The organism is Calothrix sp. UHCC 0171 (assembly GCF_034931845.1).
Taxonomy (GTDB): Bacteria; Cyanobacteriota; Cyanobacteriia; order Cyanobacteriales; family Nostocaceae; genus Brunnivagina.
The window spans coordinates 63,903-79,583 of the sequence record NZ_JAYGHN010000029.1; the positions used below are offsets into that span (position 1 = coordinate 63,903).

Sequence of the window (15,681 nt, forward strand, 5' to 3'; positions counted from 1 at the left end):
CGACTGATTAAGTAAGTTGGAGATTATAGTTATTTAAATAACTGAATTCTCTGAATTTTCTAGGAGCAACCGCAAGATTGATAGTGTTAATATTATCAGGAATAAGACTAAACCAATTGTACAGGCATAGCTGATTTCTAAATTAGAAAATGCCTGTTCATATAAATAATAAACTATTGTTTTAGAACTATTTCGGGGTCCACCTTGGGTCATAATATAAACTTCTTCAAAGACTTTCGTGGCGGAAATTGCCGAAATTACTGCAACTAAAGCTAAATAAGGTCGCATTAATGGCAATGTCATATCAAAATGTTTGCGAATGCCATCAGAACCATCAATTGATGCGGCTTCGTATATATCCGCAGGAATTGATTGTAAGCCAGCTAGATAAATTACCATGTAGTAACCCAAACCTTTCCACACTGTTACAGCCATGACACTAAACAGTGCAAATTTGGGATTTGTTAGCCAAGGAATACCTTCTCTAATAATGCCTAAGTTCGTCAGAAATTGATTAATTAACCCTTTTTCTTCGTATAACCAGTTCCAGGCGATTCCAGCCACTACCATGGAAATAATTACTGGTGTATAGTAGGCGGCGCGGAACCAGGTGATACCGCGTAGTTTTTGATTGACTAATATTGCTAAACCTAAAGGTGCAATCACTAGAATTGGGACAACAATTATTAGATAAAGTAGGGTATTGCTCAAAGTTTTCCAAAATACGGCATCATGCCACAGACGAACAAAATTAGCCAAGCCAACCCATTGTGCTTGTGTACCGCTAATATCTTGAATTTGAGTAAAAGTTAAATAAAACGCTTGTAAAGCTGGTAAAAATACAGTTATTACTAATATAAGTAATGCTGGCAATAAAAATAAATAAGGTGTGATTTGCTGGTAGAAGTTAATCCAGTTTTTGTTTTTAATACTTTGCATAGTTGGTAATTGTATTAGTTGGATTTCTTCAAACCTTTAGTGATTGTTGTTTAGAGGTTATGTATAAAGTAAACCTTAAGACCAAAGAAACCCGGTTTCTGGGATTTAAATATCGAGCATCATCTGAATTTATTGATGAGAAACCCGGTTTCTCCCTGCGCGACTAAGTAGGTCGGTGTTAAAAATTGTCGTTATGAAAAGGAAGGAAGCAGAAGGCAGAAGGCAGAAGGCAGGTGGGAAAAGGGTTTTAGGCAGTTTTACTTTTCGTTACATACTACTCTGCGAGAAGCCGCTCCGCGTCTACGGTTTATTTGCACCGTTCTACTTATCCTTAATATTTACTTTATAAATGGTCTCTCATAGTCTAAATTATTGGAAGCAAGGAGGAAATGTATATTGCATCGATTGATGCGGGGCGAAAATTACTTCCAAAACCTTTTTTGCTGATTGCCCGAAGTGGGGATAGCAAAAAATTTGTTGAATCAAGGGAATGAGTAAGCTGACTCAACGGGAAATTGATATTTTTTCAGAGAATAATGATGAGTCTCAGGAGAGCCATGGTTTTCTATTTGCTGCGTCTGGCTCTGACACCTGCTACTTCTACTCTGGATTTAATATTTTCGGGACTTTGAAGAAATCGCCTTCTTGTTCTGGCGCACCCTTAAGGATTGCTTCCCGTTCTGGATAAGGCTGTAGGTTATCGGGTCTCGTTACATTACTAACATCGATCGCTCTCGTAGTTGGGACAACGTCGGTGACATCAAGTTCATTCAGTTGTTCTACGTATTCAAGAATACTACCTAATTGTATAGTGAACTTTTCTTCTTCTTCAGGTGTTAATTCTAAACGCGCTAAGGAAGCGACTTTGTGTACTTGTTCGCGGTCAATCATAAAATGGGTAATTGAGTAGTGGTTCTCGGATATTTGGTTATTTGGTTATTCGTTAATAGTTGGTTGTTAACAATTAACTACTAACTACTAACTCCTAACCATTAACTACTAACCATCAGTAAAATTACTAAAAGAATACGTCAATTTGCGATCGCCCGGTAGTTTTGAGCCAGTTTTGGGCTTCTATGTAGTTATTGGGTGCAAGACGAATTGCCCGTACCCAGTAATCTGCGGCTTGATCGAATAGGGCTTCGCCACCGTCTACATCACCTGCTTCTTTGGCTCGTTCGCCTTGGAAATGGTAAATTACAGCGATATTATTCAAGGCTTGAGGCATACGAGGATTTAACTCGATCGCTTGGTGATAATATTCTAAGGCTTTCTCGTGGTCGCCATTACTAGCGTAAATCAAGCCCATATTATACAGAACATAACTGCGATCGTTCGAGTCTTGTTCGAGTTGCAGGGCTTCATTGTAATATTCTAAAGCTTCAGCATACTCACCCTCTGCCTGGGCTGACATTCCATCCCGGTAATAAACAAAGGCTTCTTTGGCTTTTTTGTTAGTTGGCAGAATTTTTAAAATAATATCCGCCATGACAGTAAATGACTTATCGATAAAATTATCGTTTTTTTGAGTTCTTGGCATATTTGCCTCTGAATTTCGGCTAACGGCTAAATAGAGTTGATTAACTTTTGGCTTTTAGGCTGTAATTGGTAATTAGGGGACATGAGGAATTATAGAATACCCAATCGAGTTGGAAAGTTCGAGATTAATGGTTGACACCCCTTTATCCCCGCGTCTCCTACACAGGCATAATACACTCAGGATGATTATTTCGGACATTATTTACCAAAGCACTGACTGGATATGCTGTCATGCTTTCAGCAGACAATGGCTGCAACAAAGGTTTTAACATTTTTAGGTCTGGCACTTGCACATCAAGCCACAAATCGTAATCTTCTGGCTGCAATATTACAGGCATTCGCTCATGAATGGGTTGTATCATTTCGTTGGCGATCGCAGTTAAGATGGTACATGATTTGATTTGTTCTCCTTCTGGTGACTGCCATTGCTCCCAGAGTCCAGCAAAAGCGAACAACTGTTGATTTTGCAGGCGAAAATAAAAAGGTTGCTGCTTCCCATCCTGACGCTGCCATTCATAAAAACCATCGGTAACTAACAAACACCGTCTGCGCTTGAATGCCGCCCGAAATGATGGTTTTTCGGCTACGGTTTCAGACCTAGCATTAATTAATTTTGCACCCATACTTTTGTCTTTTGCCCAGGGGGGTATTAACCCCCAACGTAACTGTTGCAATATACGTTTGTTACACACTGAGTTATCTACATTTAAATCTGAATCAGAGCCATGTAAAACTGCTAACACTAATTGCGTAGGCGCAATATTGTATTGTGGCTTGAAGTTGGGAATATCTGGGATACCAAAATATTCAGAAATCGCTTTTGCTGATTGGGTTAGAGTATATCTTCCACACATGCGATCGCGGCAAAATGAAGATTTATCTTTATTCTATTACACGAGGATAAAATAATACTTTCTTAAATTTATTTTGGTTAAAAATTCACACTATTTTATACCATCGACAGGTGATATATAAAATTTTATTTATATGGGTAGTTTTATCTGATAAGATATTGTTTTTTGCAGCCTTTTGATAATTACAACTTCATCCTAAATATTGTGGCATGGAAACGCTACGTTTGTACGATTTTTTACCTTCTGGCAATTGCTATAAAATACGTCTATTGTTAACACAGTTAGGGATGCCTTTCACAAGAATAGAAATTGATGTAAGTAAAGGTTTGACGAGAACTCCAGAGTTTTTATCTAAAAATCCTAACGGTAAAATTCCCGTGCTAGAAATTGAAACTGGTCAATATTTGGCAGAATCAAATGCTATTTTAGTTTACTTGAGTGAAGGAACAGAATATTTTCCTTATGACCGTTTTTTACGTGCCCAAGTTCTCCAGTGGCTGTTTTTTGAACAGTATAGTCACGAACCTTTTATTGCGACACCGAGATATTGGATGACTATTCTCAATCAAGCAGAAGCAAAGAAAGCAGAAATTGAAAAGCGTCATCAATCTGGTTATACTGCACTCCATGTTATGGAGCATCATTTAATAACAAATAGCTTTTTTGTTGGTGGACGTTATTCTATAGCTGATATTAGTTTGTTTGCCTATACACATGTAGCACCTGAAGCTGGTTACGATTTAACTCAATTTCCGGCTATTGAAGCATGGATTAAACGAGTGAAAAGTCAGCCTGGATATATTGCGATTACGGAAGATTAGGGAATTGAAAATTGGGACTCAATATTGTGTAAAGTCATAGATATTTCGCGAATATTTCCCGTGTCTATTTTCCTTTGTCTACCCTTTCCCTAATCCATAATTTCTACTAATTTCTGTCGTGATGATAAGCCAGATTTAATTGTGATGCTAGATTTGGGAACATTGAATTTTTTTGCTAAAACTTGAATTAACTCTTGGTTTGCTTTTCCATCAACTGGGGGTGATTTGAGATATATCGTGAGATTATTATTATCTTCCTCAATTATTCTCGGAATTTTTGAGTTGGGCTTAACTTTGACTCGGATTTGCATAGCCGATATTTGAGATACATAGTAAATAATATATATTCTAAATATATTCTAAATATATTCTCAAACTATATTCTAAAAAAAGCCCCAAAAGCGATCGCTCAGGAGCAAAGAGAGGATTACATTAAAACTTGAAGTTTTTTTGAATATCCTCAATAATAGGCAAAAAACTTTAATCAGATAGTTAAAAATGTAACTTTTTGAGAAATTATTGTAATTCACTTTGGTTTTTAGTTGCCAAAAGACTTATATTTTTTACTCTATCAAAAATATCAACATAATTTTACCTGCTTATTTCTACCCTAAGTTGTGAGCGAATCGTTCAAAAGTAAGATGGAATGCTTTAGACCTCTGTGCGAACCTGAAGTTGAGGATTATATAAATCTTTTCGGAGGAGAACGAAGAATGGTAGCTACATTAGATGATACTAAGCGCTCTGCTATTGGTATGAAGCTGGCAAACATGAAAGCCGTTCAACAATTACTGATTAATAACGAGCAGTTATTTTTGCGCGAAAGTAATGATTCTGAAGTGAGCGATCGCTTACGCAAAATGCTTGAAGATGACCAAAAAAATATGGGCATTTTGGATACTGTAGTTGTGCAATATGGAGTCCAATCACAACCAGAACAAACCGTTACTCAAATGGTAGAGACGGTTAAAAAATTGATGCAAGGTTCGGATTTAAACTTGTATGAAAAGGTATTTCAGCATGAATTACTAAAGCATCAACAAGTAATGACTGGTTTAACCATTCACAAAGCCGCACAAAAAGTCGGTGCTGATGTGATGATGGATGGCAATTGGACCTTTGAATACCATCAACTTTGAAAATCGTGCCCATCAAGAACAGCTTAAAGGTATTTTGGAAGTCTTGGGTGTACGTGAACTAACTGGACAAGATGCAGATCAAGGCATTTGGGGAAGAGTACAGGATGCTATGGCTGCTTTGAGCGGTGTTTTTGGAAGTGTTACCACTCAGAACAGCGATAAAAGTGACATGAATATTCAGGATTTAATTCGTATGGATCATGCTAAGGTAAACACTTTGTTTACTCAACTTTTAGCTAGCAACGACTCACAAAAAATCCAAGAATACTTTGGTCAAATTTACAAAGACTTGCTTGTACACTCAATTGCGGAAGAGAAAGTTGTATACCCTGCCGTTCGTCCCTACTATGGTGAAAATAACACCCAAGAGTTGTATGACGAGCAAGCACAGTTACGGGTATTGTTAGATGAAATTAAGGCTCTCAGCCCATCCTCACCCGTATTCAAGGACAAAATTAAAAAGGTAATGGATGAAGTTGGTGATCATATTCGTCAAGAAGAAACGACTATGTTCGCGACTATTCGTAACAACTTCACCACTGAACAAAGTGAGCAAATGGCAACAAACTTTAAGGCTGCGAAGAGTGAGGAACAGCTAAAAATGGCGAAATAAGCTGAATCAATCTAGATGTTTCTGTCATTAATTATAAGTTGGATTTAGTAATTAAAGTTTAGTAAATTCTAGCTTGTAATTAATGGGAATTCATAGCCTGATATACCCTCAGATTGTGATGAAATCTGGGGGTGTTTTTAAGAATTAATTTGTTATTTATTTTTTCGAGATTTCTTATATTTTAAAGTTCTTGTGTATGTGTATTTTTGTTGACAAGTAAGTTATCTTCGAGATGACGATGTGCTTCATTACGGGATTTATAATTGGCAGGACTAGGAGAAAACGCCAATAATCCTCCAATTAGTCCTCCAAAAACACTAATACAATAGACAATTACTAGACTAAATTGCTTGATTGGCTGACTTTGAGATTCGTTGTAACGTAACCATAAATTTTTCACTAAAGAGTTTTTTCCATTTGCCAATAACTTCTCATCGGCAAATTTATTGACATATTCAAAGATATAATATAATACATTATCTGAACTTGTTTGATAATTCGTATTCAAAAATCTTTTTAATTTTAAACTGGTTTTCGCTAGTCGAAAACTATAGGGTAAATTGAGAAGATTCAAAATTACAAATACTATTAATACGGGTTGCATGACAGCGCAGCAGCCTAAAATAAATAGACCTAATAACCTAAATAAAATATCACTATAAGCAAACTTAGAAAAAATTAGTAAATTGACAATTTTACCACCATCAAGAGGGTAAATAGGCATTAAATTGATCAGATTTAAACTAATCAATATTCTAGCTATTTCTTTAATCAAAACTGGATTGCTAAAACTTGCAGATGTGATACCTAAATATATACCCAGAATTAATCCCGGTAAAGGTCCCGCTAACAACACAAATATACTTTGAGCAAGCGTTGCATCATATTTTTCTCTCGCAGTGGCAACAGCACCCAAAAATGGTAAAAATAAGATTGAAGTATCACGATATCCACACAATTTCATCGCCATTACATGTCCAGCTTCATGTAGCATGATGGCGAGGGCAAAAATTACTAAACTATGTGCTTCAAGTATTTGTATGTACGAGATGATAAATAAACTAAAGCTAAATAACAGAAATAAAGCACGAATATTATTATCAAAAATTAGCTGATTTTGCTTTTCTATCCTTTTAAATATTTCAACTTCTAATTCTACAGGAATCTTAATTTTGATACCGGAATTATTTGCAAATTTGGTTGTTAATTTTGGCTGTTTTTTCTGGAGTTGTGAAGTTTGAATTACCCCATTTGTTATCTTTTTTGCTAAATACCATGCAGTGTTTATATTAAATTTAAATGAGTTCTCTGTTGTCATTCGGCGTAATTTTTGAGTTCTGACTAGAAAATCTATATAATTCCTGCCATGCATTTGTAATACGTTGGTAAACTTCCCTGGTGGAACATGAGATATTTGTTTGCAATTCGCTAGTTTTTTGAGAGCATTTTGGTGCAGATACCATTGTGTAGAAATATCTGTCATGTAAGCATCTCGAATAATTAGGGAAGGAGTTTCATCCAGGATGCCATCGGCTTGACTATTTGTTGTCAGCAGCAAACTTTCATCATCAAAAAACGTGTAAAATTCAATCTTGAATAAATGATGGACTTCTGCTGAATAGCGAATTCCAAGAGTAATATATGTATCGTGTAAATAATTATACAAAAATGCTTCCAACGTCGGGGTTTCATTCTTGACTATTGATGTCACCTCTAAGTATCCGTATTGCTGAAAACCGATCGCATTAAATTCTGCGATCGCCACTGCAAATACTTCTTGTAAATACTGGGGAATATTATCTTGGGATTCTATTTTGTATTGAGGATATTGAGAAATTGACCTGTAAAGTATTAGGAAAGTGATCGGATAAAGTAAGTATCGCATAGTCACATTGCATAACTAACTCCACTTAGTATTCCCTGATATCTACTTAATCTCACGATTCCGTAATCTACACATTGTAAATTGGGAATGAAAAATAGATATAAACTTGTTTGTATCTGGGTGTAACCTTTCCCTACTTCTAATTCACAATGGCAAATCAAACCCTTGGACTCGAAAAAAATCTGCACGAATATCTCCTCTCTGTTTCCGTCAGAGAACCAGAGATATTAACCAAACTACGTCAAGAAACGGCACAGCATCCGATGGCAATGATGCAAATTGCTCCTGAGCAAGGACAATTTATGAGTTTGTTGCTGCAATTAATTGGTGCAAAAAAGACATTAGAGATAGGGGTATTTACTGGCTATAGTTCCCTTGTCACGGCATTGGCACTACCAAAAGATGGAAAAATAGTAGCTTGTGATGTTAGTGATGAATACACACAAATAGCCCGTCGCTATTGGGAAGAGGCTGGTGTCGCCGATAAAATTGATTTATATATTGCTCCTGCGAGGGAAACCTTGGATAAATTAATTGCCGATGGGGAAGCAGGAAGCTTTGATTTTGCCTTTATCGATGCGGATAAAAGCGGTTATGATGACTATTACGAATATTGTTTACAGTTGGTACGTCCTGGTGGTTTAATTGCGATCGATAATGTTTTATGGTCGGGAAGAGTCGTAGAGCCAGAGGAAACACAAGATAATCGGACTCGCAAAATTCGGGCATTAAATACAAAAATATATCAAGATCAACGGGTTAGTATTAGTTTGGTTCCGATTGCTGATGGTTTGATGCTAGCCATGAAGCTTTCCAACCCATAAGCCCGAAGTAGGTAAGCGTTATCCCAAATCCACAAACAGATAATAGTGCTAAGGTTTCCCCAATGCCACCACCTTCTTGAAAGCGAAAGGATTTAGTGTTGGTATTAGCGAGGAAAGAGTTAATCAGTGTCGCTAACTGCTGGGAATTCTGGGAATATGGTGATTGATAGAGGGAAAATTTATCTTTGTTGTTTTTCAATTGCAACTGCACTGTGTAAGTTTCCACATCAATTTCTACAGATTCCGCCTTGTGGATATCCTGGAGTGCGACTTTATTTGATGTTTTTGCCCAGGGTGTCAGTAATGTTGATTTTTCTAACTGGCAGTTTCCTGTTTCTGGGTGTTGAGTCGCTCCATCGCGAATACATGTCAATACTGCAACACGAGCAGCAGCACAACCGATGATTAATCCCATGGAAGTAAACGCAATCCCCAAAAAAATAGTCAAACCAATAGATAAACGATTGTTTTGCATATACTCAATTGCGAGATTTCCCAGCCCGATGCAACTACCTTTAGCATTCCCTAAATTCTGGTATTTCTCTCAACTTAAGCATCCCGTCGTGTTTTTAATTGGCTTTGTCTTTTTTTCTCCTCTAACCTGATGCGCTTTTCTGCCGTTAAAGTTTCATGACAATAGGGACAGTAAATACCTTCTTCATAATGGGGAGAAAGCTTATCTTCCTGATTAATTGGATGCCCGCAACCTACACACATATCATAGGTTCCGGCAGTCAAGCCATGTTGCACAGCAATACGTTCATCAAAGACAAAACATTCACCTTCCCAAATACTATCTTCTTTGGGTACTTCCTCTAAATACTTGAGAATTCCGCCTTGAAGGTGATATACCTCTTGAAAACCTTGGGAAAGCATGTAAGCAGAAGCCTTTTCGCAGCGAATGCCCCCGGTACAAAACATGGCGATTTTTTTATGCTTTTGGGGATCAAGATTTTGCTGTACGTATTCAGGGAATTCACGGAAAGAATGGGTAGCTGGATTTACTGCATTCTTAAAAGTACCGATTTTGACTTCATAATCATTGCGAGTATCAATAATGATAACATCAGGGTCAGATGCGATCGCATTCCAATCTTGGGGACTTACATAGGTTCCCACCTGTTGTGTCGGACTAACTTCCGGCAAACCCAAAGTGACAATTTCCTTTTTTAAGCGCACCTTCATCCGCTCAAACGGTGCTGACTCTGCGGATGATTCCTTGTGTTCTAAATCCAGTAAACGAGAATCGGAACGTAAATAAGCTAATACTGCGTCGATGCCGGCGCGTGAACCGGCAATAGTCCCATTAATTCCTTCCTCTGCCAGTAAAATCGTGCCTTTAATCCCTTGAGTCAGACAAAACGACAGCAATGGGTGCTGTATCTCCCGAAAATCTGGCAGCTGAGTAAATTTATAAAATGCAGCGACTACCAGAGCCATGTTTCCTATACCTCTTCCGCAATCGAATAATATCAGCCAATATCCTACATAACGAATTATAAATTACGAATTAAATAGGAAGGCGGATTTTTGTATTTTGGCAAATACTTCGTGAAATAGCAGAGATTCAACCCAAATACTGGCAATTTATTGCGGAATATCACGAATTTACAATTATTTTGCTCATCTGCTTGGCAAGCGATCGCTTTTGTCGTTTAATAATTTAATCTCCAGAAAAAATAAGTTCTCAAAGAACTGTTTTGATTTTGACTAGCACCTATATGCTTTAACCAAAGCATATAGGTGCTAGCTTGTCGGATTTTTTTGCAAATATTGCCGCAATTCCCTCGCGAACAGGGAATCATCTACCATGCTAGTAACAACAGGGGTGAAAGCACCCTCAATTCGTGCATCGAAAATAAATTATAAATCGCCGTTTTTGCACCCATTGGCACGATTCGTAACTGAAGAAGCAGTGGCAATCATGTTTGGCATTGAAATCGACCAAATTGAACGCATCGATTGCTACAGTTACATGGTATACATCCATGCAACCAATGTGAGCCGCTTTGTTAGCTATGCCGATTTTCCACCTCCACCATCCACGGGTACGCAATTCTCCCAAGTTTTTTGGCGTTGGCGCAGGCGTTGGCGACGACGTTGGAACAGTAAATATGCGCCAGAATGGTGGCAAAATTTTTACATTGAACAGATACAGAAAACTTTTTCCGATGATGATTTCCTTGAGTGGTGTAAAGTGTTAATCTTGATTAAATCCGCATTATCCGATGATGCTTGGCGTTTAATTACACAAACTATTGACAATGTCAAGGGTTTTGTGAAGTATTCGTGAACCATTGCCGATTTGGCAAGTTTTACGGACAAGGCTAATGTAAATAAGTAATTGAGTAGTAGCAGAAATATCCTGAAAACAGGCGATCGCAACTGAGTTTAGGAAATATATGATTTTTAAGGAGAGGTAAAGTGATGAAGGATGTTTATCTGTTGGCAGCTGGTGTGTTGACAGGATTGGCAGTACCAACATCGGCTTTACCCAAATTGTCGATTGTTCCTGTCGAAAATTCTCCAGTGCCGTGGAATCTCAAAGTCGAATCGCCAGCACAACAATTACGGGCAGAATTTAGCGATAGTAATAGTTCTCTGGCTTCCCCAATTTCACCGGAAAGCACTCCACCGGAATTTAGCAATCAAGCACAAACACCAGCTACATCTGTGACACCGACAACTTATTTAAATATCCAGTCAGAAACTAGCTATCAACCCTTATCAGGAAAACAACTTTATTACCAAAGACTAGCAGCCCTGCGCTTGGGACAGATTTATACACGCCTAGGAAACGAGGCAATGCGCGAGCAAATCGCCGCTAGTAAAAGCAAACTAACTTATGAAGATTGGAAAGGTTTATTAGCTTTAGAAGCGCGGGCAATGGGCGATGGTCAAGGGAAAAATCGTCTTAGTATTATGGTAGGTGATTCTCTGAGTATGTGGTTTCCCAAGGATAAGTTACCCTCTGGCAAGTTATGGTTAAATCAGGGTATTTCTGGGGATACTTCAACAGGTGTACTTAAAAGAGTATCAATGTTTTCTAAGACAAGACCTGATGTTATCTATGTGATGGCTGGCATTAACGATTTGCGAAAAGGTACTGCTGATGAAGTTATTTTACGCAATCATCGTAAAATTATTCGCCGTTTGCGCGAAGAACATCCCCTCACTCAAATTATTGTTCAATCGATTTTACCAACTCGTTTACCGACAATTTCCAATAATCGTATCCGCAAAATTAACCAAAAGTTGGCAACAATTTCTCAGGAAGAAGGTGCAAATTATTTAAATATCCATAATTGGTTTACAGATTTTCAAGGTAACTTACGTCCCGATTTAACTACCGATGGATTGCATCTGAGTCTCAATGGCTATGAAGTTTGGCAAGCCGCTATCCATCAGGTTGAGTCGAAAATTGCCGTATCTCGGACAAAAACTGTCAAAAATTAACAGATTGACTTTTTTTAATTTTACTTTGTTTTCTAGATTGATTTCAGTTACTTGAGACTATTCTATATAGTAACTAAATTTACTTTTTCTGCAAAACAAATATGTTAAAAAAAATAATTGTCAATATTAATATTTATGATATAGGATTACTTATAAACACATTGCTTCACAATCAAATCAGAGCATGTAAATAATGCTTGAAAATTTGTCGATCGCTCATCTACATTCATGTCAAGAAATACAACTAATTTGTGTATTTGTGAACACATCTGTTGTAGTGAGAGTAAGCGTTCGATAGTAAATCCTATTTTTAAGCTTTTCCCTTTTCCTGAGGGGCTTCCAAAAAATAACTTATCCAATAGTGGGTGTGTTTGGTGGGAGACAAATATGATTAATATATTTAGATCGAAAATGCCTCCAACGCGCTACTAAATTGGATATTTTTGGAATTATAAGTTCCCTGATTCGAGAACAGCTTGTTTGTTTTTTAGCTGATTTGATCGAGATTCCGACACATATCTAAGAGGGGACTATGAATAGAGTCAAGGATAAAGTTGTAATAGTTACAGGTGCAGCTTTGGGTATTGGTAAAGCCGCAAGTCTCATGCTAGCGAAGGAAGGTGCAAAAATTGCAGTCACCGATATTCGTGCCGAGGAAAGTAAGGCACTAATAGAAGAAATTCAGAAAAACAATGGAGAGGCGGAATATTGGCAGTTAGATGTTGGGATTGAATCCGAGGTAGAGCGTGTATTTGCAGATATCCACCGCAAGTGGGGGAAGATAGATGTTTTGGTGAATAATGCCGGAATCTCAGGTATCAATAAACCGACTCATAAAATCACCCAGGAAGAATGGAATGCCGTCATGACAGTCAATGTCAATGGAGTCTTTTTCTGTACCAAACACGCGATTCCTTTTATGTTGGATGGTGGTAGTGGCAGTATTATCAACATATCTGCTGTATATGGATTGGTTGGTTCTACCAGTGTTCCCGCTTATCATGCATCAAAAGGAGCAGTACGTTTAATGAGTAAAACCGATGCTTTGCTGTATGCATCTAATAATATTCGTGTCAACTCCGTCCATCCCGGTTTTATTATGACACCGATGGTAGAAGAGCATTTCGGTGGTAAAGAATATGTGGAGAAGGGACGGAAATTTCTGGACTACTTACATCCTCTGGGACATATGGGTGAACCAGACGATATTGCTTACGGAATTTTGTACTTAGCTTCTGAGGAATCGAAATTTGTCACCGGAGCAGAATTAGTCATTGATGGCGGCTATACTGCACGTTAGGATAAATGGCACTAACTTCAAGTACATTAACTTTGTATCTTTAATACTATATGTTATCGCGATCGCATGATTCTGCACTATTTTCAACTCGGAGTAAAATAGATACAGTTGCCTGACTGGAGCCATAAACTCGGTGAAAGCCATCCAAGCGATCGCCCCAAAATTTTGTAAACTAGCTGTACTATGCTTGCTGCTATTTTGCTTCTGTAGTGGAAATAGCTGGGCACAGATTACTGCTGATACAAAAATCACGCCAATAGTCGAAAAACTCATTGATACCAATGCTCGTGTGCGTTTGGAAGCACATGACGCACTTGTGAGTATTGGTTCCTCCGCAATTCCCACACTGGTAGAAAATCTCAAAAACCCAGATTGTCAAATCCGATGGCGTGCAGCTTGGGTTTTGGGAGATATGGGTGCGGAAGCTGCAACTGCGGTGGGTGCCTTGACAGAATCTCTACAAGATGGAGATATGCAGGTGCGGATGTATGCGGTACTCGCATTGGGTGAAATTGGGATACCGGCGAAATCTGCGGTTCCGGCTTTGATGGCTGCTTTGCAGGATAAGGAACAGTATGTTCGTATTTATGCTGCTTCGGCTTTGAGGAGGATTGGTAGTGAGGCAAAGGTTGCGGTTCCATCGCTGATTAATGCCTTAAAAGATAGTAATCCACGTGTTCGCAAAAATGCGGCTTTGGCTTTGGGGGCAATGGGAACTGAAGCAAGTTCTGCAATACAGGTTTTAATTCCCTTGCTGAATGATAGTGAATATTATGTGCGGTATGCAGTAGTCAAGGGTTTGGGTGGCATTATTGGTGGTTATCAGGATGTGGCTGATAATTTGTCGAGTCCAAAGTTGACGAAGGTGATAGGCGATTTTGAGCAGGTTATTCAAATTCTGGAATCACACAAAGAGAATTTTACTGAAGTGGATACTGCCCGCATCCGTCGTCCATTGGAAGCGTTGAAAGCAGAGAAGGAAACGCGATTATTTGATGTTGTAGTGGCATGGCTTTTACAGCATAAGTTACTTTTAGGATTTGTGGGGTATGTAACTTTACTGCCAATTTTATGGTTAATACTATTACAAATTAAGCCTTTATGGTTATTGCAAATTAATAATGCCCTCAAGCCTTATACAGATTTTTCACTGCCATTTCTAAGTATTAATGTGCCGTTGCGGTACGTGTTATTTATTGGTTGGTTTCACTTCCATCCCCAAGTTTTGGATGCATGGGTAAATAAATATATTGAATCAGCGCGGGAACAATTTACTAAAAAAGATACAGTTACTAGCCGCAGTAACTATATTCCAATTCCGGTTATTCTTGATGGCAATACATTACCGCAGCTAACACCAGAAAACTTACGTCCCACGTTTGAAAAGCAGCGTAGTTGTTTGATAATTTGCGGTGAAGGTGGTATTGGGAAAACGAGTTTGGCTTGTCAAATTGCTAATTGGTCGATTGCAGAAAAGCAAAATCAACGACTTTGTGAACATTTAATGTTGCCTGTGCTTTTGGAAGAAGAATTTCGCCCAGTTGAGGGGAAATTAGCCCTCATTGAAGCCATTCGTGGACAGTTACAAGCATTAATTGACGAACCGGAACCAATATGTGAAGAATTTTTGTTAAAGCTATTAAGAAAAAGACGTATCTTGGTAATAGTTGATAGGTTTTCGGAATTAAATGCAACTACTCGTGCAGATTTACAACCAGATTCGCCTGATTTTCCGGTAAATGCATTGGTAATTACTTCGCGTTTGCAAGAGAAATTAGGAAGGGTAAATAAGACTATTATTAAGCCATTACGGATTGAAGCAAACAAACTTTCTTCCTTTATGGAAGCATATTTAATGCAACGAGGTAAACGTAATTTATTTACCGATCAAGAATTTTTTGATGCTTGTACAAAATTATCATTAATGGTAGGGCAACGTAATATTACAGTATTACTAGCAAAATTGTATGCCGAAAAAATAATTGCCAATGCCGAGACATTACAAGTAAATTCTCGACAACAAAATAATAGTATTACTGAAACAGTTCCGAATTTAATGTTGGGATATTTGAACGAATTAAATCGCGATGTCACAGGTGAAAAATTAAACGATCGCACCGTACATCAAGATGCAAAAATCATTGCTTGGGAATGTTTACGGGAAACTTATCAACCAGGAACAGCAAAACGCGAGGACTTATTAGCTGTTTTAGCTGCATTCAATCCAGATAATCCAGATGCAAGGCTTAATTATCTCGAAAATAGTTTGCACTTAATTCAAACAATTGGTTCTGCAAAGGATAAAATTAAA

The 15,681-nt window shown here is 37.9% G+C and carries 14 protein-coding genes and 1 pseudogene; 7 read left to right on the forward strand and 8 right to left on the reverse strand.

The genetic code is table 11. From position 1 onward, the window contains the following. Positions 1 to 33: 33 nt before the first annotated feature. From VB733_RS19800 to VB733_RS19815, 4 genes are all read right to left on the reverse strand, one after another. Positions 34 to 939 carry a sugar ABC transporter permease gene (locus VB733_RS19800; RefSeq protein WP_323341775.1) on the reverse strand — a complete coding sequence of 302 codons (906 nt, stop codon included), beginning with the start codon at positions 937 to 939 and terminating at the stop codon, positions 34 to 36. 600 nt (positions 940 to 1,539) lie between these two features. Then, on the reverse strand, positions 1,540 to 1,830 hold the full coding sequence (gatC, locus tag VB733_RS19805; protein ID WP_096609308.1) for an Asp-tRNA(Asn)/Glu-tRNA(Gln) amidotransferase subunit GatC: 291 nt from the start codon (positions 1,828 to 1,830) through the stop codon (positions 1,540 to 1,542). A 127-nt stretch (positions 1,831 to 1,957) separates the two neighbouring features. After that, on the reverse strand, positions 1,958 to 2,479 hold the full coding sequence (locus VB733_RS19810) for a photosystem I assembly protein Ycf3 (RefSeq protein WP_323341776.1): 522 nt from the start codon (positions 2,477 to 2,479) through the stop codon (positions 1,958 to 1,960). Between the two features lie 157 nt (positions 2,480 to 2,636). Then, a complete protein-coding gene (locus tag VB733_RS19815; protein WP_323341777.1) occupies positions 2,637 to 3,332 on the reverse strand; it encodes an SOS response-associated peptidase in 696 nt (231 codons plus the stop codon). 209 nt (positions 3,333 to 3,541) lie between these two features. Between VB733_RS19815 and VB733_RS19820 the strand changes: the two genes are divergently transcribed. Next, on the forward strand, positions 3,542 to 4,153 hold the full coding sequence (locus VB733_RS19820) for a glutathione S-transferase family protein (RefSeq protein WP_323341778.1): 612 nt from the start codon (positions 3,542 to 3,544) through the stop codon (positions 4,151 to 4,153). 89 nt (positions 4,154 to 4,242) lie between these two features. On the opposite strand, the gene VB733_RS19825 is transcribed toward VB733_RS19820, so the two are convergent. Further along, positions 4,243 to 4,464 (reverse strand): DUF167 domain-containing protein, encoded by a 222-nt coding sequence (locus VB733_RS19825; protein ID WP_323341779.1) that lies wholly within the window; start codon positions 4,462 to 4,464, stop codon positions 4,243 to 4,245. Between the two features lie 402 nt (positions 4,465 to 4,866). On the opposite strand from VB733_RS19825, the pseudogene VB733_RS19830 reads away from it, so the two are divergent. Further along, positions 4,867 to 5,905, forward strand: a pseudogene (locus tag VB733_RS19830) (hemerythrin domain-containing protein). Positions 5,906 to 6,086: 181 nt separating this feature from the next. Here the strand turns inward: VB733_RS19830 and VB733_RS19835 are convergent. Beyond that, positions 6,087 to 7,790 (reverse strand): metalloprotease, encoded by a 1,704-nt coding sequence (locus VB733_RS19835; protein WP_323341780.1) that lies wholly within the window; start codon positions 7,788 to 7,790, stop codon positions 6,087 to 6,089. A gap of 149 nt (positions 7,791 to 7,939) precedes the next feature. Between VB733_RS19835 and VB733_RS19840 the strand changes: the two genes are divergently transcribed. Next, entirely contained in the window at positions 7,940 to 8,614 is a 675-nt protein-coding gene (locus VB733_RS19840) for a class I SAM-dependent methyltransferase (protein WP_323341781.1), read from the forward strand. On the opposite strand, the gene VB733_RS19845 is transcribed toward VB733_RS19840, so the two are convergent. Both VB733_RS19845 and VB733_RS19850 read right to left on the reverse strand, forming a co-directional pair. Next, complete coding sequence (locus VB733_RS19845) at positions 8,556 to 9,089, reverse strand: hypothetical protein (protein WP_323341782.1); 534 nt, start codon at positions 9,087 to 9,089, stop codon at positions 8,556 to 8,558. The two genes, VB733_RS19840 and VB733_RS19845, sit on opposite strands and share 59 nt — an antisense overlap. A gap of 74 nt (positions 9,090 to 9,163) precedes the next feature. Further along, the gene (locus tag VB733_RS19850) at positions 9,164 to 10,054 is read right to left on the reverse strand and encodes a rhodanese-related sulfurtransferase (protein ID WP_323341783.1); all 891 of its coding nucleotides are present in this window, start codon (positions 10,052 to 10,054) and stop codon (positions 9,164 to 9,166) included. Between the two features lie 370 nt (positions 10,055 to 10,424). Between VB733_RS19850 and VB733_RS19855 the strand changes: the two genes are divergently transcribed. The 4 genes from VB733_RS19855 to VB733_RS19870 all read left to right on the forward strand — a co-directional run. Further along, positions 10,425 to 10,907, forward strand: a complete 483-nt coding sequence (locus VB733_RS19855) for a hypothetical protein (protein ID WP_323341784.1) — start codon at positions 10,425 to 10,427, stop codon at positions 10,905 to 10,907. Between the two features lie 134 nt (positions 10,908 to 11,041). After that, the gene (locus VB733_RS19860) at positions 11,042 to 12,070 is read left to right on the forward strand and encodes an SGNH/GDSL hydrolase family protein (RefSeq protein WP_323341785.1); all 1,029 of its coding nucleotides are present in this window, start codon (positions 11,042 to 11,044) and stop codon (positions 12,068 to 12,070) included. A 532-nt stretch (positions 12,071 to 12,602) separates the two neighbouring features. Beyond that, complete coding sequence (locus VB733_RS19865) at positions 12,603 to 13,370, forward strand: glucose 1-dehydrogenase (RefSeq protein WP_323341786.1); 768 nt, start codon at positions 12,603 to 12,605, stop codon at positions 13,368 to 13,370. A 133-nt stretch (positions 13,371 to 13,503) separates the two neighbouring features. Beyond that, positions 13,504 to 15,681, forward strand: a 2,178-nt coding sequence (locus tag VB733_RS19870; protein WP_323341787.1) for a HEAT repeat domain-containing protein, incomplete at its 3' end; no start/stop codon positions are given.

Excerpts from the sequence above, each read along its gene's own strand:
- VB733_RS19800 (WP_323341775.1), bottom strand. The coding sequence starts at position 939 with ATGCAAAGTATTAAAAACAAAAACTGGATTAACTTCTACCAGCAAATC.
- gatC (WP_096609308.1), bottom strand. The coding sequence starts at position 1,830 with ATGATTGACCGCGAACAAGTACACAAAGTCGCTTCCTTAGCGCGTTTA.
- VB733_RS19810 (WP_323341776.1), bottom strand. The coding sequence starts at position 2,479 with ATGCCAAGAACTCAAAAAAACGATAATTTTATCGATAAGTCATTTACT.
- VB733_RS19815 (WP_323341777.1), bottom strand. The coding sequence starts at position 3,332 with ATGTGTGGAAGATATACTCTAACCCAATCAGCAAAAGCGATTTCTGAA.
- VB733_RS19820 (WP_323341778.1), top strand. The coding sequence starts at position 3,542 with ATGGAAACGCTACGTTTGTACGATTTTTTACCTTCTGGCAATTGCTAT.
- VB733_RS19825 (WP_323341779.1), bottom strand. The coding sequence starts at position 4,464 with ATGCAAATCCGAGTCAAAGTTAAGCCCAACTCAAAAATTCCGAGAATA.
- VB733_RS19835 (WP_323341780.1), bottom strand. The coding sequence starts at position 7,790 with ATGCGATACTTACTTTATCCGATCACTTTCCTAATACTTTACAGGTCA.
- VB733_RS19840 (WP_323341781.1), top strand. The coding sequence starts at position 7,940 with ATGGCAAATCAAACCCTTGGACTCGAAAAAAATCTGCACGAATATCTC.
- VB733_RS19845 (WP_323341782.1), bottom strand. The coding sequence starts at position 9,089 with ATGCAAAACAATCGTTTATCTATTGGTTTGACTATTTTTTTGGGGATT.
- VB733_RS19850 (WP_323341783.1), bottom strand. The coding sequence starts at position 10,054 with ATGGCTCTGGTAGTCGCTGCATTTTATAAATTTACTCAGCTGCCAGAT.
- VB733_RS19855 (WP_323341784.1), top strand. The coding sequence starts at position 10,425 with ATGCTAGTAACAACAGGGGTGAAAGCACCCTCAATTCGTGCATCGAAA.
- VB733_RS19860 (WP_323341785.1), top strand. The coding sequence starts at position 11,042 with ATGAAGGATGTTTATCTGTTGGCAGCTGGTGTGTTGACAGGATTGGCA.
- VB733_RS19865 (WP_323341786.1), top strand. The coding sequence starts at position 12,603 with ATGAATAGAGTCAAGGATAAAGTTGTAATAGTTACAGGTGCAGCTTTG.